The sequence below is a fragment of the Saccharopolyspora griseoalba genome, from assembly GCF_042665275.1.
GTDB classification, from domain to species: domain Bacteria; phylum Actinomycetota; class Actinomycetes; order Mycobacteriales; family Pseudonocardiaceae; genus Saccharopolyspora; species Saccharopolyspora griseoalba.
Genome location: NZ_JBHTCJ010000011.1, coordinates 178,211 through 198,197, shown reverse-complemented (window position 1 = coordinate 198,197; position 19,987 = coordinate 178,211). Strand labels below are relative to the sequence as shown.

The window sequence follows — 19,987 nt, the reverse complement described above, 5'->3', positions numbered from 1 at the left end:
GCGAACTCGTGCGCGATTAACGGTGGGTCACGGTTCAGAAATCACGACTACCCCATCGTGGTCTGCGCAAACGTACTCGCCCGGCACGAACCGGACACCGCCCAGCTCCACCACGTCATCGACCTCACCCTCGCCGGTCTTGGTCGACTTGCGCGGATTGGTCCCCAGCGCCTTGACGCCGAACTCCATCTCGGCGAGCACCGCGGAGTCGCGCACCGCGCCGTTGACGATGATGCCGCTCCAGCCGTTGGACCGGCCGAGCTCGGCGATCAGGTCGCCGACCAGGGCGGTGTGCACCGAACCGGCCCCGTCGATGACCAGCACCGCGCCGTCGCCGGGCTCGGAGAGCACCTTCTTGAGCAGCGCGTTGTCCTGGAAGCAGGTGACGGTGCGGATGCGGCCCTCGAAGGCCACCTTCCCGCCGAGGTCGCGGAACTGCACGTCGCAGCTGCGCACCTCCGGGCCCTCGCGGTCCGCCAGATCAGCCGTCGCCCAAGCCATGGGTATCCTCCCGGTCGTGGTTTGCGCCGGATGCTACCCATCGGTAACAACGGGCGCCACCCCCCGGTCAGCGCAGGAATCCGCGCAGCAGCCGGTTGAACTCGCCCGGTTTCTCCATGCCGGACATGTGCCCGACGCCGGGGATCACCTCCAGCCGGACGTCCGGCATGCCGTCGACCAGCAACCGCGCCATCCGCCACAGGTCGTCGGCCTCCAGCTCGCCGAGCACGACCAGCGTCGGCACGTCGATCTCCGCCAGCCTCGAGCGCACGTCGGCCTCCAGGATGGCCCCGGTCGCGGTGTGGTGCGCCCGGACCGTCGCCGCGAACATCTCGCGGCAGCGCTCGCGGGTGGCGCCGAGGACGTCGCCGGGCCCGCGGTGCGGGCCGTCGACGGCCATGCGCAGCATCGAGGAGATGTACCGGTCGGCGTCCACCGCCTCGATCGCGGCGGCCTGCTCGCGGTGCTCGGCCCGGATGAACGGGTCGTGGAACTCCACCGGCGGCACTCCCGGACCCGCCAGCGCGAGCCGATCCACCCGGTCCGGGTGGCGCAGCGCGAAGGCCAGCGCGGTCGCGCCGCCCATGGAGTTGCCCACCAGCGCCGCCTTCGGGATCTCGAGGTGGTCGAGCACCGCGAGCAGGTCGTCCTCCAGCCGGAAGTCGGCGATCGCCGTGCTGGACCGGCCGTGCGAGCGCGCGTCGTAGCGGACGATCGCGCGCTCGTCGGCGAACTCCACCTGGTCGTCCCACATCTGCGCGCCCAGACCGCCGGCGTGCAGCATCACCACGGGCGACCCGTCGCCGGCGATCTCGGCGCGGATCTCGCCATCGGCGACCGGGATCCCGACCTGCTCCAGCTCCATGACAACCAAAGTGTCATAATGACACCATGGTTGACAAGTCTGATCCGCTTCCGCCCGACGAGCTGGGCCCGCGGCTCGCCGAGGTCTACGCCGTCGTCGGACCGCTCTACCGGCGCGCCGCGCGCGTGGTCGAGCAGCAGACCCCCAGCACCGGGCTCTCGGTGGGCGTGCGCGCCGTCCTGGAACGCCTGGAACTGGCAGGCGTCCCGGAAACCGTTCCGCAGATCGCCCGGAACCTGGAGCTGAGCAGGCAGTTCGTGCAGCGCATGGTGAACGAATCGCTCGAACGCGGCTTCGTCGAGCTCGACACCAACCCGGCGCACCGGCGATCCTCGCTGGTCCGGCTGACCGAGCCGGGCCTGGCGGCGATCCGCGCGGTGCAGGCCGGCGAGCACGAGGCGATGGGAGCGGTCGCCGGTGGCATCACCGGCGCCGAGGTGGACACGACGCTGCGCGTGCTCCAGCAGATGCTGACCGCGCTGGAACGACGAGAACCGGGCCAGGATTCCTCCTGACCCGGTTCTCCCGAGCGGCGCGGCCGCTCCTCAGCTTCCCCCACCTGCACCGACGAACGAGGTGCCCACCGGCGGCAGAGCTCTCAGCGACCCTTGCGCTCGCGGAGCTTCGCCAGCGCCTCGTCCAGGATCGCCATGCCGTCCTCGTCGCTGCGGCGCTCCTTGACGTAGGCCAAGTGGCTCTTGAACGGCTCGTTGCGCCGGGCGGCGGGCGGGTTGTCCTGATCCTGCCCGGCCGGCAACCCGCAGCGCGGGCAGTCCCACTCCTCCGGGACCTCCGCGTCCAGCGCGAAGGACGGCGTGCTGTGGTGCCCGTTCGAGCACCAGTAGTCGACCCGCTTGCGCGGGGCCGATTCCCCCCGTTCCGCTTCGCCTACCGTGGGGCCGGAGCCCACACGAGTGCCGCGAATGGCGTTACCACCAGTCATCCATCCTCACCCACCAAGCGGCCGAGGTCGTCGACCGGCCCGTGCGCCGGTCGATCAACCGATCTTGATCAACAGGCCGACCGCCACGATGCAGATGACCCACAAGGCCAGGACGAACAACGTCATCCGGTCGAGGTTCTTCTCCGCCACGCTGGAGCCGGCCAGGTTGGACTGCACACCGCCGCCGAACAGCGAGGAGAGTCCGCCGCCCTTGGCCTTGTGCAGCAGCACCAGCAGCACCAGCAGGACACTCGTCACGATCAACATGATCTGCAGGAAAAGATTCATTTCTTCCTCGTTCGCACAGCGGTTCGCAACACAGCGTACCGGCCCGCCGACCCCCAGTTGACCAGTGCACCGATTTCCGTAGCCAACGTTCTCACACCCCGACCTCGGCAATTCCCGCGGGCGAGTTCCGGCCACCGGCGAAGCATCGGGACTTCCGAGCGCAGAATCACCTGAAAGCACTACGCGTGCGGGGCGCCGCAGCGCCCCGCACGCGCGCGTCACGGCAGCGGGCCGCCCGCGGCCATCGCGGAGAGCTTGGCGAACTCGTCCCCGTTCAGGCTCGCGCCGCCCACCAGGGCGCCGTCGACGTCGGTCTGACCGACCAGCTCGCCGATGTTGCTGGACTTGACCGAGCCGCCGTAGAGCACGCGCACCTCGTCGGCGATCTCCTTGCCGTACTTCTCGTCGAGCGCACCGCGCACCGCCGCGCAGACCTCCTGCGCGTCGGCCGCGGTGGCCACCTTGCCGGTGCCGATGGCCCACACCGGCTCGTAGGCGATCACGACGTCGCGCACCTGCTCGGCCTTGAGCCCCTTGAGCCCGTCGATGACCTGGGTGGTGCAGTGCTCCACGTGCCCGCCGGCCTCGCGCACCGAGAGGTCCTCGCCGACGCACAGGATCGGCGACATCTCGTTCTTGAGCACCTGCCGGACCTTCTTGTTGACCAGCTCGTCGGTCTCGCCGTGGTGCTCGCGCCGCTCGGAGTGGCCCACGGTGACGTAGCTGCAGCCGAGCTTGGCCAGCATCGGCGCGGAGACCTCGCCGGTGTAGGCGCCCGAGTCGTGCACCGAGACGTCCTGCGCGCCGTGCTTGATGCGCAGCTTGTCGCCGTCGACCAGCGTCTGCACGCTGCGGATGTCGGTGAACGGCGGCAGCACGGCCACCTCGACCTTGCTGAAGTACTTCTCCGGCAGTGCGAAGGCCAGCTTCTGCACCAGAGCGATGGCCTCGAGGTGGTTGAGGTTCATCTTCCAGTTGCCCGCGATCAGGGTCTGTCGAGCCATCAGGACCTGCCCTCCAGAACCGTCACGCCCGGCAGGTCCTTGCCCTCGAGGAACTCGAGGGAGGCGCCACCACCGGTGGAGATGTGCGAGAAGCCGTCCTCGGGCAGGCCCAGGGTGCGCACGGCGGCCGCGGAGTCACCGCCGCCGACGACGCTGAACGCGTCGCCGTCGACGATGGCCTGCGCGACGGCCTTGGTGCCCTCGGCGAAGGCCGGGAACTCGAACACGCCGGCCGGGCCGTTCCAGAACACCGTGCTGGCCGTGGCCAGGGTCTCGGCGAACAGCTCGCGGCTGCGCGGGCCGATGTCCAGGCCCATCAGGTCCGACGGGATGGCGTCGGCCTCGACGACCTGCGGCTCGGCGTCGGCGGCGAAGCGGTCCGCGGCGACCACGTCGACCGGCAGCACGAGCTTGTCGCCTGCGTCGGCCAGCAGCTGCTTGGTGTTGTCGATCTGGTCCTCCTGCAGCAGCGAGGTGCCCACGTCGTGGCCCTGCGCGGCCAGGAAGGTGTAGGCCATGCCGCCGCCGATGACCAGCTTGTCGACCTTGGGCAGCAGCGCCTTGATCACGCCGAGCTTGTCGGAGACCTTGGAGCCGCCGAGCACGACGACGTAGGGGCGCTGGGGGTCACCGGTGAGGGTGCGCAGCACCTCCACCTCCGCCAGCACCAGGCCGCCCGCGTAGTTGGGCAGCTTCCGGGCGACGTCGTAGACCGAGGCCTGCTTGCGGTGCACCACGCCGAAGCCGTCGGAGACGAACGCCGCGTCCTCGCCGACCAGGGCGGCGAGCTCGGCGGCCAGCGCCTCGCGCTCGGCGTCGTCCTTGCTGGTCTCGCGGGCGTCGAAGCGCACGTTCTCCAGCACCGCGACCTGGCCGTCGGACAGGCCGGCGACGGTGGACTTCGCGGACTCGCCGACCAGGTCCCCGGCCAGCGCGACCTCGGTGCCCAGCAGCTCGCCGAGCCTGCGCGCCACCGGCGCCAGCGAGAACTGCGGGTCCGGCGCGCCCTTCGGACGGCCCAGGTGCGCGGTCACCACGACCTGCGCACCGGCCTCGGCGAGCTTCTGGATGGTCGGCAACGAGGCGCGGACCCGGCCGTCGTCGGTGATGGTCTCGCCGTCCAGCGGCACGTTGAGGTCCGCGCGCACCAGCACGCGCCGACCGGAAACGCCCTCGGACAGCAGATCGTCGAGGTTCTTCACGCTCTGCTCCTACGTGAGAGGGGAAGACCCGCACGAGTCACGCGTGCTGCAGCGGATCGTGCGGGTCTCATTGCTTCTTCGGTTCGCCCCTCGCAGCCGGCACCGCCGCGGGTTCTCAGACGCCCTCCGGGGAGGACAGCCGTAGCGCCGTGCATCGGTCATGCATCAGTCCCGGATCCCGGAGCCGGAGGGCGTCTGAGGTTCCGCTACCCGCACCGCTTCGCGAACCGACCGGGGAAGGCTTACGCCAGCTTCTCGCCGACCAGGGCGGTGAGGTCGGCGAGCCGGTTGGAGTACCCCCACTCGTTGTCGTACCAACCGACGATCTTGACCTGGTTGCCGATGACCTTGGTCAGCGGCGCGTCGAAGACCGTGGAGTGCGGGTCGGTGACGATGTCGCTGGAGACGATGGGGTCCTCGCTGTACTTGAGGATGCCCTTGAGCCGGCCCTCGCCCGCGGCGGTCTTGAAGGCCTCGTTGACCGCCTCGGCGGTGACCTCCTGGCGCACGGTGGCGGTCAGGTCGGTGACCGAGCCGGTCGGGGTCGGCACGCGCATGGCGTAGCCGTCGAGCTTGCCGTTGAGCTCCGGCAGCACCAGGCCGATGGCCTTGGCCGCACCGGTGGAGGTCGGCACCACGTTGACCGCGGCGGCGCGGGCGCGGCGCAGGTCCTTGTGCGGGCCGTCCTGCAGGTTCTGGTCGGCGGTGTAGGCGTGCACCGTGGTCATCAGGCCCTGCTCGATGCCGAAGGCGTCGTTGAGCACCTTGGCCATCGGCGCCAGGCAGTTCGTGGTGCAGGAGGCGTTGGAGATGATGGTCTGCGTGCCGTCGTACTTGTCGTCGTTGGCACCCAGCACCACCGTCAGGTCCTCGCCCTTGGCCGGGGCGGAGATGATGACCTTCTTGGCCCCGCCCTCGTCGACGTGCTTGCGCGCGTCGGCGGCGTTGGTGAAGAAGCCGGTGGACTCGACCACGACGTCCACGCCCAGGTCGCCCCACGGAAGCTTGCCCGGGTCCTTCTCGGCGAGGATCTTGATGAGCTTGCCGCCCACCTCGATGCCCTCGTCGGTGACCTTGACCTCCTGGTCGAGGCGGCCCAGGATGCTGTCGTACTTCAGCAGGTGCGCCATGGTCGCGAGATCGCCCAGGTCGTTGGCGGCCACGATCTCGATGTCGTGATCGCTGGCGAGCGCCGCGCGCCAGAAGTTCCGCCCGATCCGACCGAAGCCGTTGATGCCTACGCGAACGGTCACGCCGATCTCTCCTCGTGACTGACCCGACCGACGACATCGGCGGGTGAGTTGATGGTCTCGGGGCTCACCCTATCGCCCGGCGAGCGGTCCGCGCGGGGCCCGGCACGAGCGCTGACGGGGTGAAGCCGACCCGATCCTACTCACCGGCGGCGGAATGTCGATGGATTCGGGGTCTTGCCTGATCAGAAAGCCTGAATCGTGCACGCCCAGAGGGGTCCGATCAGGTGATCGACTTCATCTTCACCGGTTCGGCGAGCCCTGGCGGTTCGGCCCATAACCGCACGCCTCGTGGCGTGCGGTTATGGGCCGAACCGCCAGGGCTTCACGCCTCGGCTTCGAGCATCTCCGCGGTGACGGCGGACTCGGTGTCGGGCAGGCCGAGCTCGCGGGCGCGCTTGTCGGCCATCGCCAGCAGCCGGCGGATCCGCCCGGCCACGGCGTCCTTGGTCATCGGCGGGTCGGCCAGCTGGCCGAGCTCCTCCAGCGAGGCCTGCCGGTTGGCCAGTCGCAGCCGCCCGGCCAGGGTGAGGTGCTCCGGCGCGTTGGGCCCCAGCAGCTCCAGCGCCCGCTCGACGCGCGCGGCCGCGGCCACCGCCGCGCGGGCGGACCGGCGCAGGTTGGCGTCGTCGAAGTTGGCCAGCCGATTGGCGGTGGCCCGCACCTCGCGGCGCATCCGGCGCTCCTCCCAGGACAGCACGCTGGAGTGCGAGCCGAGCCGGGTCAGCAGCGCGCCGATGGCGTCGCCGTCGCGCACCACCACGCGATCGGCGCCGCGCACCTCGCGCGACTTGGCCGACACCCCGATCCGCCGGGCCGCGCCGACCAGCGCCAGCGCCGCCTCCGGACCGGGGCAGGTGACCTCCAGGGAGGACGACCGCCCGGGCTCGGTCAGCGAGCCGTGCGCCAGGAACGCACCGCGCCAGGCCGCCTCGGAGTCGCAGGCCCCGCCGGAGACCACGTGCGCGGGCAGCCCGCGCACCGGACGTCCGCGCGGGTCGAGCAGCCCGGTCTGGCGGGCCAGGCTCTCGCCGTCCTTGACCACGCGCACCACGTAGCGGGTGCCCTTGCGCAGCCCGCCCGAGGTGATCACGTGCACGTCGGAGTGGTGGCCGAACAGGTCGTGGATCTCCTTGCGCAGCCGCCGCGCGGTGGAGCCGCTGTCCAGCTCGGCCTCTATCACGACTCGGCCGGCGACGATGTGCAGTCCGCCGGCGAAACGCAGCAACGACGAGACCTCCGCCCGCCGGCAGCACGTCTTGCTCACCGGCAGCCGGCTCAGTTCGTCCTTGACCGCCGCGGTCATCGCCACTGGTCAGTCCTCCTCTCCAGTGCGGCCTGCAGGCTCGCCGCTAGTGCCTGCGGGTCGTGTCGTCCCGCTACCCCGGGATCCGCGATCGTGTCCAGCAGTGTTCGCGCACCCATCCCGGCGGCGGCCGCGCGCAGCCGGTCCGGCGTGGGCACGGAGTCCGCGTCCGCCAGCACCGCGTCGACCCGCAGCCGGGGTGCGTGCTGCGAGAGTACGTCTAGATGTTGTTCGGGCGAGAAGCCCGCTGTCTCCCCCGGTTGGGGGATCAGGTTGAGCACGACGACCCGCTGCGCCGACGTGCCCACCAAGGCCTCGTGCAGCTCCGGGACCAGCAGGTGAGGCAGCACGCTGGTGAACCAGGAGCCGGGCCCCAGGAGCACCAGGTCGGCCTCCTCGACGGCCCGCACGGCCTCCGCGCAGGCGGCCGGCGGCTCGGTGCCGTTGGCGTGCAACCGCACCTGTTTCACCCGACCGGGTGTACTGGCGATGGCGACCTGCCCGCGAATGGTCCGCACGGCCTCCGGATCCGAGTCCAACCCGACCACGTCGGCGGCCATGTCCAGCGGTACGGTGGACATCGGCAGCACCCGCCCGCGCACCCCCAGCAACCGGCAGGCGCGGTCGAGCACCTCGACCGGGTCGCCCAGCACCTCCAGCAAGCCGGCCATCAGCAGGTTGCCCACCGCGTGCCCGGCCAGCGCACCGCTGCCGCCGAAGCGGTGCTCGAACACCGTGGCCCACAGCCTGCCGTCGGCGTCCGAGTCGGACAGCGCGGCCAGCGCCTTGCGCAGGTCGCCGGGCGGCAGCAACCCGAGCTCGCGGCGCAGCCTGCCCGAGGAACCTCCGTCGTCGGCGACGGTGACCACCGCCGTGACGTCGTCGGTGAGCCGCCGCAGGGCGGCCAGGCTGGCCTGCAGGCCGTGCCCGCCGCCCAGGGCGACCGCGCGCAGCGGGCCCGTCACTCGCGCCCCAGGTCCCGGTGGACCGTCTTGACCATCATCCCGTCGTCCTCGGCGAGCCTGCGGGCCAGCTCCTCGACCAGCGCGACGCTGCGGTGCTTGCCGCCGGTGCAGCCCAGCGCCAGCGTCAGGTAGCGCTTCCCCTCGCGGTGGTAGCCCGCGCCGACCAGGCGCAGCAGCTGGTGGTAGTTCTGCAGGAACTCGTCGGCGCCCTCCTGGCCGAGCACGTAGTTGCGCACCTCCTCGTCGAGGCCGTTGAACTCGCGCAGCTCGGGGATCCAGAACGGGTTGGGCAGGAACCGGCAGTCCATCACCAGGTCGGCGTCCATCGGGAGCCCGTACTTGTAGCCGAAGGACAGCACGGTCACCCGGGTGCGGGTGCTGGCCTCGGTGCCGAAGGCGTCCTCGATCTTGGAGCGCAGCTGGTGCACCGACAGCCCGCTGGTGTCCACGATCAGGTCGGCCTCGGAGCGCAGCCGGGACAGCAGCGAGCGCTCCGCGGCGATGCCGTCGGCCAGCCTGCCCTCGCCCTGCAGCGGGTGCCCGCGCCGGACCTGCTCGAAGCGGCGGATGAGCTCCTCGTCGGTGGCCTCCAGGAACAGCACCCTCGGCTTGTAGCCGCGGGCGTCGAGGTCCTTGATCACCGAGCCGAGGTCCTCGGTGAAGGCGCGGCTGCGCACGTCCATGACCACCGCCACGCGGGTGATCTGGCCGCTGGAGCTGGCCCCGAGCTCGACCATGGTGGCGATCAGCTCGGGCGGCAGGTTGTCCACCACGAACCAGCCCAGGTCCTCCAGGCACTTGGCCGCGGTGGAGCGGCCCGCTCCGGACAGGCCGCTGACGACCGCGACCTCGATGCCCGAATGCTCGTCAGTCACTGCTAACCCCTTGTCGTGTTCTCGGCGGAGTCGGCTCCCTGCCCCGGCTCCGCCTGTCCCCCGTCGCCCCCGGCCCCGTGCAGGGCCTCGTGGACGATCTCCGCCGTGCGACGGCCGATCCCCTTGACCGCGGCGATGTCTTCGACCGTGGCCTGGCGGAGCTTCTTCACCGAGCCGAAGTGCTTGAGCAGCGCCGCGCGCCGAGTCTCGCCGAGCCCGGGGATCCCGTCCAATGTGGAGCTTGTCATGCGCTTGCCACGCTTCTGCCGGTGGTAGCTGATCGCGAACCGGTGCGCCTCGTCGCGGACCCGCTGCAGCAGGTACAGCGCCTCGCTGGTGCGCGGCAGGATCACCGGGTCGGGGTCGGCGGGCAGCCAGACCTCCTCGAGCCGCTTGGCCAGGCCGACGACCGCGACGTCGGTGACGCCCATCTCGGTGAGCGCGTCGGACGCGGCGTTGGCCTGCGGCGCTCCCCCGTCGATGACCAGCAGGTTCGGCGGGTAGGCGAACTTGCGCGGGCGCCCGGTCTCCGGGTCGGTGCCCTGCTCGGCGTCCCCGCCCTCGGCGCTCTCCTGCCGGGTCTCGCTGAGGTAGCGGGCGAAGCGGCGGCGCACCACCTCGTCGATGGAGCCCACGTCGCCGCCCTCGGCGCCCTCGCGCACCTCGAAGCGGCGGTACTCGGACTTGCGCGGCACGCCGTCCTCGAAGACCACCAGCGAGGCCACCACGTCGCTGCCCTGCACGTGGCTGACGTCGATGCACTCGATGCGCAAGGGCGCCTCGTCGAGCTCCAGGGACTCCTGCAGCTCCTGCAGCGCGGCCGACCTGGCGGTCAGGTCGCCGGCGCGGCGCAGCTTGTACTGCTGGAAGGCCTCCTTGGCGTTGCGCTCCACGGTCTCCATCAGCGCGCGCTTGTCACCGCGCTGCGGCACCCGCAAGCTCACCCGGCTGCCGCGCAGCTCGCCGAGCCATCCCGCGATCGTGTCGGCGTCCTCGGGCAGCTGCGGGACCAGCACCTCGCGCGGCACCGGGCTGCCGCCCGCGTCGGCCTGGTCGGCCAGGGCTGCCTGCTCGCCGTAGAACTGGGTGAGGAACTGCTCGGTGAGCGCGGAGGTGTCGGTGTCCTCGACCTTGTCGATGACCCAACCGCGCTGGCCGCGCACCCGGCCGCCGCGGATGTGGAACACCTGCACCGCCGCGGCCAGCTCGTCCTCGGCGAACGCGGCCACGTCGGCGTCGGTGCCGTCGCCGAGGACCACGGCCTGCTTCTCCATCGCGCGGCGCAGCGCTTCGAGGTCGTCGCGCAGCCGGGCGGCGCGCTCGAACTCCAGCTCGGCGGAGGCCTCCTGCATCTGCTTGTCGAGCTTGCGCATCAGCTGGTCGGTCTGGCCCGCCAGGAAGTCGCAGAAGTCGTCGACGATGCTGCGGTGCTCCTCGGCGCTGACCCGGCCCACGCAGGGCGCGGCGCACTTGCCGATGTAGCCCAGCAGGCAGGGCCGCCCGATCTGCGAGTGCCGCTTGAACACCCCGTTCGAGCAGGTGCGCGCGGGGAACACCCGCAGCAGCAGGTCGAGGGTCTCGCGGATGGCCCAGGCGTGCGCGTACGGGCCGAAGTAGCGCACGCCGCGCTTGCGCGGGCCGCGGTAGACGAACAGCCGCGGGTGCTCCTCGTGGAGCGTCACGGCGAGCACCGGGTACGACTTGTCGTCGCGGTAGCGGACGTTGAACCTCGGGTCGTACTCCTTGATCCAGGAGTACTCCAGCTGCAGCGCCTCGACCTCGGTGCCCACCACGGTCCACTTCACGCCGGTGGCGGTGGTGACCATCTGCCGGGTGCGCGGGTGCAGCCCGGCCAGGTCGGCGAAGTACGAGGACAGCCTGCTGCGCAGGCTCTTCGCCTTCCCGACGTAGATCACGCGCCCGTTGGCGTCGTGGAAGCGGTAGACGCCCGGGGCGTCCGGGATCGTCCCTGGTGCAGGTCGGTAAGTGGACGGATCGGCCACGCCCCCACCCTACGTCCGCGGCCGGACGACCCCCGACGCGCGGGTGGCCTACGGCTTCGCCGGGACCCCCGGACGAAGCGGGCGCGATCGCGCGATGGTTCCGGGTGGAACCGCGCGGGGGTCACAGGGGACGCGGGATCCTCTCGGCCACCGGGGCGAGCGTGACCGGCAGCGCCGGGAGGGTCTGGTACCAGTAGGCCACCGAGGACACGTCGTCGCGGCGCTTGTTGGCGTGCCCGTGCTCGATCGTGGCCCGGATGGACCGCTCGAAGACGATCGGGTCCTCGACGTGGAAGCGGTAGTAGGACACCTGGCCGCTCCAGTTCTCCCCGCCCGCCAGCGTCAGCCCGTGGTAGGGCGCCTGGTAGGGCTGGGTGGGGCACCAGGCGGTGTTGAAGTAGTCCTCGGTGCCGGTCCCGTGCAGCCGCGGGGGCCAGGGCTCGCCGTCGATGAAGAACATGTCGTCGCCCTCGCCGTACCAGTTCCACTCGCCGGTCTCGCGCAGGTTCTGCACGTTGAGCACGGTGCCCACGTAGTGCCCGCGCCCCTCGGCCTCCAGCAGCACGAAGTTGCCCGCGCCGTCGGTGTTGCTCCCGCCGTGCAAGTACTCGTGGTTGGACTGGTCGCCCTGCTCGATCCCGTCGGTGGGGTTCTGCCGCCGCCACTGCGCGTGGAAGTAGGCCAGCTCCGGGTCCGGTTCGGGGTAGGTCTCGTAGTCGACGTAGAAGTAGAACGTCACCGGCTTGACGCTCATCTCGCTGACCAGCTCGATCCGCGCGCGCCCCGCGAAGGGCATCGCGAACCAGCAGTTGAAGCCCTTGCCGTCCTGCGGGCTCATCTGCAGCGGCGCCGAGGAGTGGTTGAGCGAGCGGGCGTGCCCGACGCCGAAGAAGTCCCCGAGCGGCACCAGCACCGCGGCGTGCGGCTGGTCGTCCCAGGTGATCCGCAGCACCAGCCTGCGCAGGTGGTCGGCCTCGACCTCGGGAGGGCGGCCGGCGTGATCGAGCGCGACCGTGCACCAGATGTGCGTGATCACCCCGGGGCCCGGGATGTCGGCGAGCGTCCGGGCCTCACCGGGCCGGATGCGCACGTTGTCGGCGTTGCCGCCGGTGCGGTCCCAGCTCGACACCCGCCCTCGGCGGGTCGCGCGCAGGCGCGGCAGATCGCGCAGGCTGCTCCCGAAATCCCCGTACCCGGCCAAGGCGGCCTCCCCAGCGGCAGACGACGGCGTCCACTCCGATCACCTGTCTACCACCGGGCGGCAGCGCCCGTCAGCGGGCCGGCGGGGTGTAGCGCTCGACGCGCTGCAGCACCTTCCGGATCCGCACGCCGTGCAGCGGCGAGAGCGCGTACCCGGGGTAGCTGGCGAACCAGCTGGCGCTGCCCAGGCTGACCGCGTCGGCCCCGGCCCAGAAGTACTCGCGGCAGTCGTCGAAGTTGCGGATGCCGCCGGTGGCGATGATCGGCAGCGTCACGCCCGCGTCGCGCAGCTCCTTGACCACGCGCAGCCCGATCGGCTTGATCGCCTTGCCGGACAGCCCGCCGAAACCGTTCTTGAGCAGCGGCGTCCCGGTCTCCGGGTCCAGCCGCAGGCCCTTGACGGTGTTGATGGCGGTCAGCGCGGACACCCCGTGCTGGGCGGCCAGCCGGGCGTGCGCGAGGTAGTCGTAGTCCGGGCTGAGCTTGAGGATCACCGGGTGGTTGCTGCGCGGCACCGCCTCGGCCAGCACGTCCTCGATGATCTGGTTGAAGTCGAAGTTGACGTTGTGGCAGGAGACGTTGAACTCCACCGCGGCGATCTCGCCGGCGGGAACCGCGGCGTTGACCTTGTCCACCAGCGTCACGAACTCCTCGGCGGAGAAGCCGCCGACGGAGATGATGGTGTTCTGCTCGCGGGTGCGCGGGTAGTAGTCGCGCAGGTAGGCGTCGATGCCGACGTTGCACCAGCCGAAGGCGTTGAGCCAACCGCCGTCGACCTGCCGCAGGGCCTGGCCGTAGCGCTTGAGCAGGCCGGGCAGCTCGCTGAGGGCCCAGTCGTCGCGGGTGGTGAAGTGCCCCTCGCGCGGCTCGACGGTCACGGTGCGGGTGGTGATCGCGCCGAAGCGCTCCAGCGGCACGAAGTTCGAGATCGGGCTCATCCCGTAGGCCATCACCTTGGCGTTGGACACCCCGTAGCCCAGCAGGCTCGACGAGGTCACCAGCCGGTTGCGCAGCCGGATGTCCCCGAGCCGCACCCCGGTCTCGTCCGACACGTCCCGCACCACGCGGAGGTTGCGCTCCTGGGCCAAACTCACGATCTCCTCCTACCCGCAGACCACCTCCCATTGTCCCCCACCGGGCCGGCCCTCCCCATGCGGGCTCACCCACACCGGAGGGGACCCGCACCCCTTGCGCTTCGAACAGCGATCTTGTTCGATTGAACGCGTGGACAGTTCGCAACGCACCAGAACAATCATCGAGCAACTGCGCCAGGCCGAGCGCGTCGGCGTCGCCGAGCTCGCCGCGGCGACCGGCTGCTCGGAGATGACCATCCGCCGCGACCTGGACCAGCTGGCCGAGGAGGGCCTGCTGCGCAGGGTGCGCGGCGGCGCGGTGAGCTTCCTGCGCGGCCAGTCGGCGCCGTTCTCGGTGCGCGAGCGCGACGCGATCGAGGTCAAGCGGCGGCTGGCCGCGGAGGTCGACGCCCTCATCGCCGACGACGAGTCGGTGATCCTCGACAGCGGAACCACGAACCTGGAGGTCGCGCGGCTGCTGGCGCAGCGCAGGCTCACCGCGGTTCCGCTGGACATGCACGCGGCCAACGCGCTGAGCAACGCCCCCGAGGTCGACCTGCTGCTGCCCGGCGGCAGGGCCAAGCCGGGCGAGCTGTCGTTCACCGGCCACCTGGCCGAGGCCACGCTGCGCGCGCTGCGGGTGGACACCGCGGTGATCGGCGTGTGCGGCCTGTCGGCCGAGCGCGGCCTGACCGCCCACGACCTGGAGGAGGTTCCGATCAAGAAGACGGCGGTGTCGGCCACGCAGCGGGTCATCGCGCCCTGTCACGGCGCGAAGTTCGCCCGCACCGGGCTGGGCTTCGTCTGCCCCGTGACCGACCTGGACGTGGTGATCACCGACGACAGCGCACCCGAGGAGCAGGTCACCGCGTTGCGGGCGGCCGGGGTCGAGGTGCGCGTTGTCTGAGGCGCTCGTCGAGAACACCGAGGTCGAACGCCGGGCCCGCTGGGGAGTCACCGGGTACTTCGTGGCCACCGGGGCCGCGCTGGGCACCTGGACGGCCCGGATCCCGGCGGTGAAGCAGGACCTCGAACTCACCGACGCGCAGGTCACGATCGGCCTGTTCGCGATCGCGGTCGGTTCGGTGCTGGCCATGCAGGTCGTCGGGCACCTCTCGGACCGCTTCGGCAGCGCGCGGGTGATGGGTCCGGCCGGTCTGCTGATGGCCGGCAGCCTGCTGCTGCCGGGGTTCGCCGGAACGCTCCCGGTGCTGGTGGGCGGGCTGCTGGTGTTCGGCGCCGGCCACGGCACGGTCGACGTGGCGATGAACAGCCACGCGCTGCAGGTGCAGCGGCGCTACTCGCGGCCGATCGTGATCACCTTCCACGCCCTGTTCAGCGTCGGCGGCCTGCTCGGCTCCGGGATCGGCGCGCTGGCCGCGCAGCTGGGGGTGCCGGTGCCCTGGCACTTCGCGCTGGTCGCCGCCGCGCTGGCGGCGCTGGTGACCGCCTCGCGCCGGGTGCTGCTCCCCGCCGAGACCAGCGCCGCGGAGCGGGCCGGCGGCCGTCCCCGCGGGATCTCCCCGGCCATCCTGCTGCTGGGGATCGTGGCCTTCAGCTGCTCGCTCGGCGAGGGCGCGATGGCCGACTGGTCCCCGCTGTACCTGCACGACGTGCTGCTGACCAGCCCGGCGGTGGCCGCGGTGGGCTACGCGGTGTTCTCCACGGCGATGGCGGTCTGCCGCTTCCTCGGCGATCACCTGGTCGCCCGCTTCGGCCCGGTGGCGCTGGTGCGCACCTGCGGACTGGTCGCCGGCACCGGCATGGGGCTGGGCCTGCTGCTGCACCACCCGGCGGCCGCCATCGCCGGGTTCGCGCTGTTCGGGATGGGGCTGTCCTGCATCATCCCGCAGGTCTTCAGCGCGGCGGGCAGTCGCGACCCGGAGCGCAGCGGGCGGGACCTCGCCCAGGTCAGCACGCTCGGCTACGGCGGGCTGCTGGCCGGCCCGGTGGTCATCGGGCTCGTCGCGCACTGGACCGGTCTCACCGCGGGCCTGGCCGTCCCGGCCGCGCTGGCGCTGCTGGCCGCGCTCGCGGCGCCGCTGGTGCGACCCGCCCGGTGATCGGCGGGTCCCGTCGCGCGCGGCGAAGCGCGCCGACCACAATGGCCGGTGACCGAGCACCGAAACGAGGAGTGGATTCGTGAACACCGAGAAGCCCGTCGTCGAGGCCCCGTCCGGCGAGCCGCCGGCCGACCTGGTGATCGAGGACCTGGAGATCGGCGACGGCGCGGAGGCCAAGGCCGGGGACACCGTCGCGGTGCACTACGTGGGCGTGTCGCACTCCACCGGCGCCGAGTTCGACGCCAGCTGGAACCGCGGCCAGCCGCTGCGCCTGCAGCTGGGCTCGGGCATGGTCATCGAAGGCTGGGACCGCGGGCTGCAGGGCATGCGCGTCGGCGGCACCCGCAAGCTGTCCATCCCGCCGCAGCTGGCCTACGGCGACCGCGGCGCGGCAGGCGTCATCAAGCCGGGCGAGACCCTGGTCTTCGTCTGCGACCTGGTCGCGGCGGAGTAGCAGTTTCGGGCCGGGAACCCCGTCCGCGGAGGGGTTCCCGGCCCGAACCGTCACGCCTCGACCTGCCTGCGGAGCTCGCGGAGCTCCCGCATCGCCACCACGGCGTGCTGCCCGTCGGTGGCCTGGATGGCCATGATCGGCACGTACTCGTCGTGGGCCATCTCGACCCGCGCCCACGGAGCGCCGTCCGGGAAGGTGATCCCCTCGACCTGGTCCCAGGACAGGCGCGTGGTGCCGATGATGTTGCGCACTTCCAGCCCGTCGGCGTCGGCGCGCAGCCGCGGCCGGGCGAGCAGCAGCGCACCGGCGGCCAGCAGCACGCCCAGCAGCCCCATCGCCACCTGGTCGGACACCGAGAAGTACACCCCGGTCGGCGTGTTGCGCAGCAGCACCGCCACCACCGCGAACACGACGACCAGCACGACCGCGACCGGATAGGCCGTCCGGCGGAGCTTGACCGGCTTGGCCACCACCTGGGCGCTCACAGGAACCCCTGCTGCCCGTCGTAGTCGCCGCGCAGCTCGCGCAGCGTCAGCGCGGTCTCCAGCGCCGCCGCGGTCGCCTCGAAGCCCTTGTCCTCGACCGAGTCCTCGAAGCCGGCACGAGCCAGCGCCTGGTCCATGTCGTCGCAGGTCAGCACGCCGTTGCCGACCGCGGTGGACTCGTCCAGCGAAACCCGGGTCAGCCCCTGGGTCACCGAGTCGCACACGTACTCGAAGTGCGGGGTGCCGCCGCGCACGACCACGCCCAGCGCCACCACCGCGTCGTGGCCGTGCGCCAGCTGCTGGCAGACCACCGGCAGCTCGACCGAGCCCGGCACGCGCGCGATGGTCGGCTCGGCGATGCCGGCCTGCCTGGCCGCCTCGACCGCCCGGGCGAGCATCTGGTCGACCAACCGCTCGTGCCAGCGGATCGCGGCGATGCCCAGCCGCAGTCCACCCGCCTCGGGCACGCTGACCCGCGGCCTTCCTTCGCCACTCATGCCGTCACTCCCGTGTCACCGCTGATCGACGAGTCCTCGCCGTCGTCGAGATTGTCCAGCACGTGGCCCATCCGGTCGCGCTTGGTCCGCAGGTAGCGGATGTTCTCCGGGTTGGGCCGGATCGGCAGCGGAACCCGGTCGACGATGCGCAGGCCGTAGCCCTCCAGGCCGACCCGCTTGGCCGGGTTGTTGGTCAGCAGCCGCATCGACTTGATCCCCAGGTCGCAGAGGATCTGCGCGCCCTGCCCGTAGTCCCGGCTGTCCACCGGCAGGTTGAGCTCGACGTTCGCGTCGACGGTGTCCGAGCCGTTGTCCTGCAGCTGGTAGGCCTGCAGCTTGTGGATCAAGCCGATGCCGCGGCCCTCGTGGCCGCGCATGTAGAGCACCACGCCGCGCCCGGCCTCGGCGACCTTGGCCATGGCCGCGTCCAGCTGCGGCCCGCAGTCGCAGCGCAGCGAGCCCAGCACGTCGCCGGTGAGGCATTCGGAGTGCACCCGCACCAGGATGTCCTCGCCGTCGCCGATGTCGCCGTAGACCATCGCGAGGTGCTCGATGCCGTCGAGGGTGCTGTCGTAGCCGACGGTGCGGAACTCGCCGTGCACGGTGGGGATGCGGGCCTCGGCCACCCGCACCACCTGCTTCTCGAACCGGCGGCGGTAGGTGATCAGGTCGGCGATGGTGATCAGCGCCAGGTCGTGCTCGTCGGCGAAGACCTCCAGCTCGTCGCGCTGGGCCATGTCGCCCTCGGACTTCTGGCTGACGATCTCGCACAGCGCACCCGCGGGGCGCAGCCCGGCGAGCCGGGCGAGGTCGACGGAGGCCTCGGTGTGCCCGGGGCGGCGCAGCACGCCGCCGTCGCGGGCCCGCAGCGGCACCACGTGCCCCGGGCGGGTGAGGTCCTCGGGCTCGGCGTCCTCGCGCGCGAGGACCTGCAGCGTCCTGGCGCGGTCGGCGGCCGAGATGCCGGTGCTCACGCCCTCGGCGGCGTCCACGGTGACCGTGTAGGCGGTGCCCTTGCGGTCCTGGTTGCTGTGGTACATGGGCGGCAGGTTGAGCCGGTCGCAGTCGTCACCGGGCATGCCGACGCAGATGTAGCCCGAGGTGTAGCGGACCATGAAGGCCACCAGCTCCGGCGTGGCCTTCTCCGCGGCGAAGATCAGGTCGCCCTCGTTCTCGCGATCCTCGTCGTCGACGACGATGACCGGGCGCCCGGCCGCGATGTCGGCCAGCGCGCGCTCGATGCTGTCGAACTTTTTCGTGGTCACCGTCTCCGACACCTCGTCCTCGGGGTTCATCAGCGCGCCTCCCTGCTGCCGCCATTGTCCTCCGAACCGGCGGTGGCACCACGGCCGGCGCCGCCCAGCTGCGCTGCGGAGAGCCGTTCCAGGTGCTTGGCCAGCACGTCCACCTCGATGTTCACTTCGTCACCCGGGCCCTTGCGGCCCAGGGTGGTCAGCTCCTTGGTGGTGGGGATCAGCGCGACGGAGAACCGCGCCGGCTCGCCGTCGACGACCTCGGCCACCGTCAGCGACACGCCGTCGACGGTGATCGAGCCCTTCTCCACCAGGTAGTGCGCGAGGTGCCCGGGCAGCTCGACGGAGGTCAGGTCGCCACCGGTGTCGCGCAGCACGCCGGTGCCGTCCACGTGCCCCTGCACGATGTGCCCGCCGAGGCGGTCTCCCAGCGCCATCGCCCGCTCGAGGTTGACCCGCTCACCAGCGGCGACCTGCTTGAGGGAGGAGCGGCGCAGGCTCTCGGCGACCACGTCGACGGTGAACTCGCCCTCGGCGGCGGTGACCACGGTCAGGCACACGCCGTTGACCGCGATCGAGTCGCCGTGCTTGGCGTCGCCGGTGACCACCGGCCCGGCGATGGTCAGCCGAGCGCCGTCCTCCAGCGGCTCCACGGCCCGGACGGTTCCGAGTTCCTCGACGATCCCGGTGAACAACTGCTGCCTCCTACTTCCCGGCCGGGCGCTGCCGGCGTCTCACCGGTCACGCGGGACCGCGCTGATGCGCAGGTCCGGGCCACTCATCGTCGTATCTTCGATCCACAACCGCCACGCCTGCGAGATGCTTCCCACGCCCGCGTCGCCGAGCGCGGCCGGACCGGAGCCCAGCAGCACCGGCGCGACGTAGGCCAGCACCCGGTCGACCCGGCCTGCCGCCCAGAAGGCCCCGGCCAGGGTGGGGCCGCCTTCGAGCAGCACGTCGACGGCGCCCCGCTCGGCCAGCGACCGCAGGACCGCGTCCGGGTCGCCACCGGGCAGCCGGAGCGTCTCGGCGGCGTCGTCGAGCACCCGCGCCGTCGCGGGCAGCTCGCGATCGCCCACCACCACCCGCAGCGGCTGCTTCGCGCGCAGGTTCCCGTCCGGATCGCGGGCGGTCAGCTGCGCGTCGTCGACGAGCACCGTGCCCGTCCCGACGACGATGGCGTCCATCGCGGCCCGCACGCGGTGCACCTCGGCGCGCGAGGCCGCCGAGCTGATCCACTTGCTGGTGCCGTCGGCGGCCGCCGAACGACCGTCCAATGTGGCCGCGTACTTCCAGGTTACATGCGGACGTCCGGTGTGGACGAAGTGCAACCACGCGCGCAGCGCACCCTTTTCGACCTCCTCGGCCAGCAGGCCGCCGCGAACCGCCACGCCCCGGGCGCGCAGCTCGTCGGCGCCGCCCGCCGCTTGCGGGTTGGGATCGGAGACCGCGTGCACCACCTCGGCGATCCCCGCCTCGCTCAGCGCCTGCGCGCACGCGGGCGTGCGGCCGGTGTGCGCGCAGGGCTCCAGGGTGACCACCGCGGTCCCCCCGCGGGCGCGCTCCCCCGCCTCGCGCAGCGCCACCACCTCGGCGTGCGGTCCGCCCGGCGGCTGCGTGGCGCCCACCCCGACGACGCGGCCCTCGGCGTCGAGCACGACGCAGCCCACCGGCGGGTTGGGGCTGGTCGTGCCGCGCACGTCCTCGCCGGCCGCGATGGCCGCGCGCATCGCCCGATCCACGACGTCGGCGGCCATGGC

General features: G+C 71.8%; 22 protein-coding genes. 4 read left to right on the top strand and 18 right to left on the bottom strand.

Features of this window, described 5'->3' with window-relative positions; genetic code table 11:
* Positions 1-27 precede the first annotated feature (27 nt).
* Together rraA and ACFQRI_RS20600 are read right to left on the bottom strand one after the other, a co-directional pair.
* On the bottom strand, positions 28-501 hold the full coding sequence (gene rraA, locus ACFQRI_RS20605; RefSeq protein WP_380671074.1) for a ribonuclease E activity regulator RraA: 474 nt from the start codon (positions 499-501) through the stop codon (positions 28-30).
* A gap of 67 nt (positions 502-568) precedes the next feature.
* On the bottom strand, positions 569-1,366 hold the full coding sequence (locus ACFQRI_RS20600; protein ID WP_380671072.1) for an alpha/beta fold hydrolase: 798 nt from the start codon (positions 1,364-1,366) through the stop codon (positions 569-571).
* 26 nt (positions 1,367-1,392) lie between these two features.
* On the opposite strand from ACFQRI_RS20600, the gene ACFQRI_RS20595 reads away from it, so the two are divergent.
* On the top strand, positions 1,393-1,881 hold the full coding sequence (locus tag ACFQRI_RS20595) for a MarR family winged helix-turn-helix transcriptional regulator (RefSeq protein WP_380671070.1): 489 nt from the start codon (positions 1,393-1,395) through the stop codon (positions 1,879-1,881).
* 83 nt (positions 1,882-1,964) lie between these two features.
* Here ACFQRI_RS20595 and ACFQRI_RS20590 read toward each other — a convergent pair whose 3' ends face one another.
* The 11 genes from ACFQRI_RS20590 to ACFQRI_RS20540 form a co-directional block, all read right to left on the bottom strand.
* Positions 1,965-2,309 (bottom strand): RNA polymerase-binding protein RbpA, encoded by a 345-nt coding sequence (locus tag ACFQRI_RS20590; RefSeq protein ID WP_380671068.1) that lies wholly within the window; start codon positions 2,307-2,309, stop codon positions 1,965-1,967.
* A gap of 54 nt (positions 2,310-2,363) precedes the next feature.
* Positions 2,364-2,597: a preprotein translocase subunit SecG gene (gene secG / locus ACFQRI_RS20585; protein WP_380671067.1), complete on the bottom strand. Its 234-nt coding sequence runs from the start codon at positions 2,595-2,597 to the stop codon at positions 2,364-2,366.
* Between the two features lie 218 nt (positions 2,598-2,815).
* Complete coding sequence (gene tpiA, locus ACFQRI_RS20580; RefSeq protein ID WP_380671065.1) at positions 2,816-3,601, bottom strand: triose-phosphate isomerase; 786 nt, start codon at positions 3,599-3,601, stop codon at positions 2,816-2,818.
* Positions 3,601-4,803, bottom strand: a complete 1,203-nt coding sequence (locus tag ACFQRI_RS20575) for a phosphoglycerate kinase (RefSeq protein ID WP_380671063.1) — start codon at positions 4,801-4,803, stop codon at positions 3,601-3,603. Before ACFQRI_RS20575 ends, tpiA begins: the two co-directional genes overlap by 1 nt.
* Positions 4,804-5,045: 242 nt before the next feature.
* A complete protein-coding gene (gene gap / locus ACFQRI_RS20570) occupies positions 5,046-6,056 on the bottom strand; it encodes a type I glyceraldehyde-3-phosphate dehydrogenase (RefSeq protein WP_380671061.1) in 1,011 nt (336 codons plus the stop codon).
* A 322-nt stretch (positions 6,057-6,378) separates the two neighbouring features.
* Positions 6,379-7,365 (bottom strand): DNA-binding protein WhiA, encoded by a 987-nt coding sequence (gene whiA, locus ACFQRI_RS20565; RefSeq protein ID WP_380671059.1) that lies wholly within the window; start codon positions 7,363-7,365, stop codon positions 6,379-6,381.
* Positions 7,356-8,312: a gluconeogenesis factor YvcK family protein gene (locus tag ACFQRI_RS20560; protein WP_380671108.1), complete on the bottom strand. Its 957-nt coding sequence runs from the start codon at positions 8,310-8,312 to the stop codon at positions 7,356-7,358. The genes whiA and ACFQRI_RS20560 overlap by 10 nt, the downstream gene beginning before the upstream one ends.
* Before the next feature lie 8 nt (positions 8,313-8,320).
* On the bottom strand, positions 8,321-9,199 hold the full coding sequence (gene rapZ, locus ACFQRI_RS20555) for an RNase adapter RapZ (protein ID WP_380671057.1): 879 nt from the start codon (positions 9,197-9,199) through the stop codon (positions 8,321-8,323).
* Between the two features lie 2 nt (positions 9,200-9,201).
* Positions 9,202-11,202: an excinuclease ABC subunit UvrC gene (gene uvrC / locus ACFQRI_RS20550; RefSeq protein WP_380671055.1), complete on the bottom strand. Its 2,001-nt coding sequence runs from the start codon at positions 11,200-11,202 to the stop codon at positions 9,202-9,204.
* A gap of 121 nt (positions 11,203-11,323) precedes the next feature.
* Entirely contained in the window at positions 11,324-12,403 is a 1,080-nt protein-coding gene (locus ACFQRI_RS20545; protein WP_380671053.1) for a glycoside hydrolase family 172 protein, read from the bottom strand.
* 70 nt (positions 12,404-12,473) lie between these two features.
* Complete coding sequence (locus ACFQRI_RS20540; protein ID WP_380671051.1) at positions 12,474-13,496, bottom strand: beta/alpha barrel domain-containing protein; 1,023 nt, start codon at positions 13,494-13,496, stop codon at positions 12,474-12,476.
* Positions 13,497-13,626: 130 nt separating this feature from the next.
* Here ACFQRI_RS20540 and ACFQRI_RS20535 point away from each other — a divergent pair, with 130 nt between their 5' ends.
* The 3 genes from ACFQRI_RS20535 to ACFQRI_RS20525 all read left to right on the top strand — a co-directional run bounded on the left by ACFQRI_RS20535 (position 13,627) and on the right by ACFQRI_RS20525 (position 15,992).
* Positions 13,627-14,382: a DeoR/GlpR family DNA-binding transcription regulator gene (locus tag ACFQRI_RS20535; protein WP_380671049.1), complete on the top strand. Its 756-nt coding sequence runs from the start codon at positions 13,627-13,629 to the stop codon at positions 14,380-14,382.
* Positions 14,375-15,538, top strand: a complete 1,164-nt coding sequence (locus tag ACFQRI_RS20530; protein ID WP_380671047.1) for an MFS transporter — start codon at positions 14,375-14,377, stop codon at positions 15,536-15,538. The genes ACFQRI_RS20535 and ACFQRI_RS20530 overlap by 8 nt, the downstream gene beginning before the upstream one ends.
* Positions 15,539-15,617: 79 nt before the next feature.
* Complete coding sequence (locus ACFQRI_RS20525) at positions 15,618-15,992, top strand: FKBP-type peptidyl-prolyl cis-trans isomerase (protein ID WP_380671045.1); 375 nt, start codon at positions 15,618-15,620, stop codon at positions 15,990-15,992.
* 50 nt (positions 15,993-16,042) lie between these two features.
* On the opposite strand, the gene ACFQRI_RS20520 is transcribed toward ACFQRI_RS20525, so the two are convergent.
* The 5 genes from ACFQRI_RS20520 to ribD are packed head-to-tail and all read right to left on the bottom strand — an operon-like array spanning position 16,043 to position 19,984.
* On the bottom strand, positions 16,043-16,477 hold the full coding sequence (locus tag ACFQRI_RS20520) for a PH domain-containing protein (protein WP_380671043.1): 435 nt from the start codon (positions 16,475-16,477) through the stop codon (positions 16,043-16,045).
* Positions 16,474-16,974 (bottom strand): 6,7-dimethyl-8-ribityllumazine synthase, encoded by a 501-nt coding sequence (ribH, locus tag ACFQRI_RS20515; RefSeq protein WP_380671041.1) that lies wholly within the window; start codon positions 16,972-16,974, stop codon positions 16,474-16,476. The genes ACFQRI_RS20520 and ribH overlap by 4 nt, the downstream gene beginning before the upstream one ends.
* Positions 16,971-18,269, bottom strand: a complete 1,299-nt coding sequence (locus ACFQRI_RS20510) for a bifunctional 3,4-dihydroxy-2-butanone-4-phosphate synthase/GTP cyclohydrolase II (RefSeq protein ID WP_380671039.1) — start codon at positions 18,267-18,269, stop codon at positions 16,971-16,973. Before ACFQRI_RS20510 ends, ribH begins: the two co-directional genes overlap by 4 nt.
* Positions 18,269-18,922 carry a riboflavin synthase gene (locus ACFQRI_RS20505; RefSeq protein WP_380671037.1) on the bottom strand — a complete coding sequence of 218 codons (654 nt, stop codon included), beginning with the start codon at positions 18,920-18,922 and terminating at the stop codon, positions 18,269-18,271. The genes ACFQRI_RS20510 and ACFQRI_RS20505 overlap by 1 nt, the downstream gene beginning before the upstream one ends.
* Before the next feature lie 39 nt (positions 18,923-18,961).
* Positions 18,962-19,984, bottom strand: coding sequence for a bifunctional diaminohydroxyphosphoribosylaminopyrimidine deaminase/5-amino-6-(5-phosphoribosylamino)uracil reductase RibD (ribD, locus tag ACFQRI_RS20500; RefSeq protein ID WP_380671035.1), 1,023 nt, complete (start codon positions 19,982-19,984; stop codon positions 18,962-18,964).
* Positions 19,985-19,987: the final 3 nt, after the last annotated feature.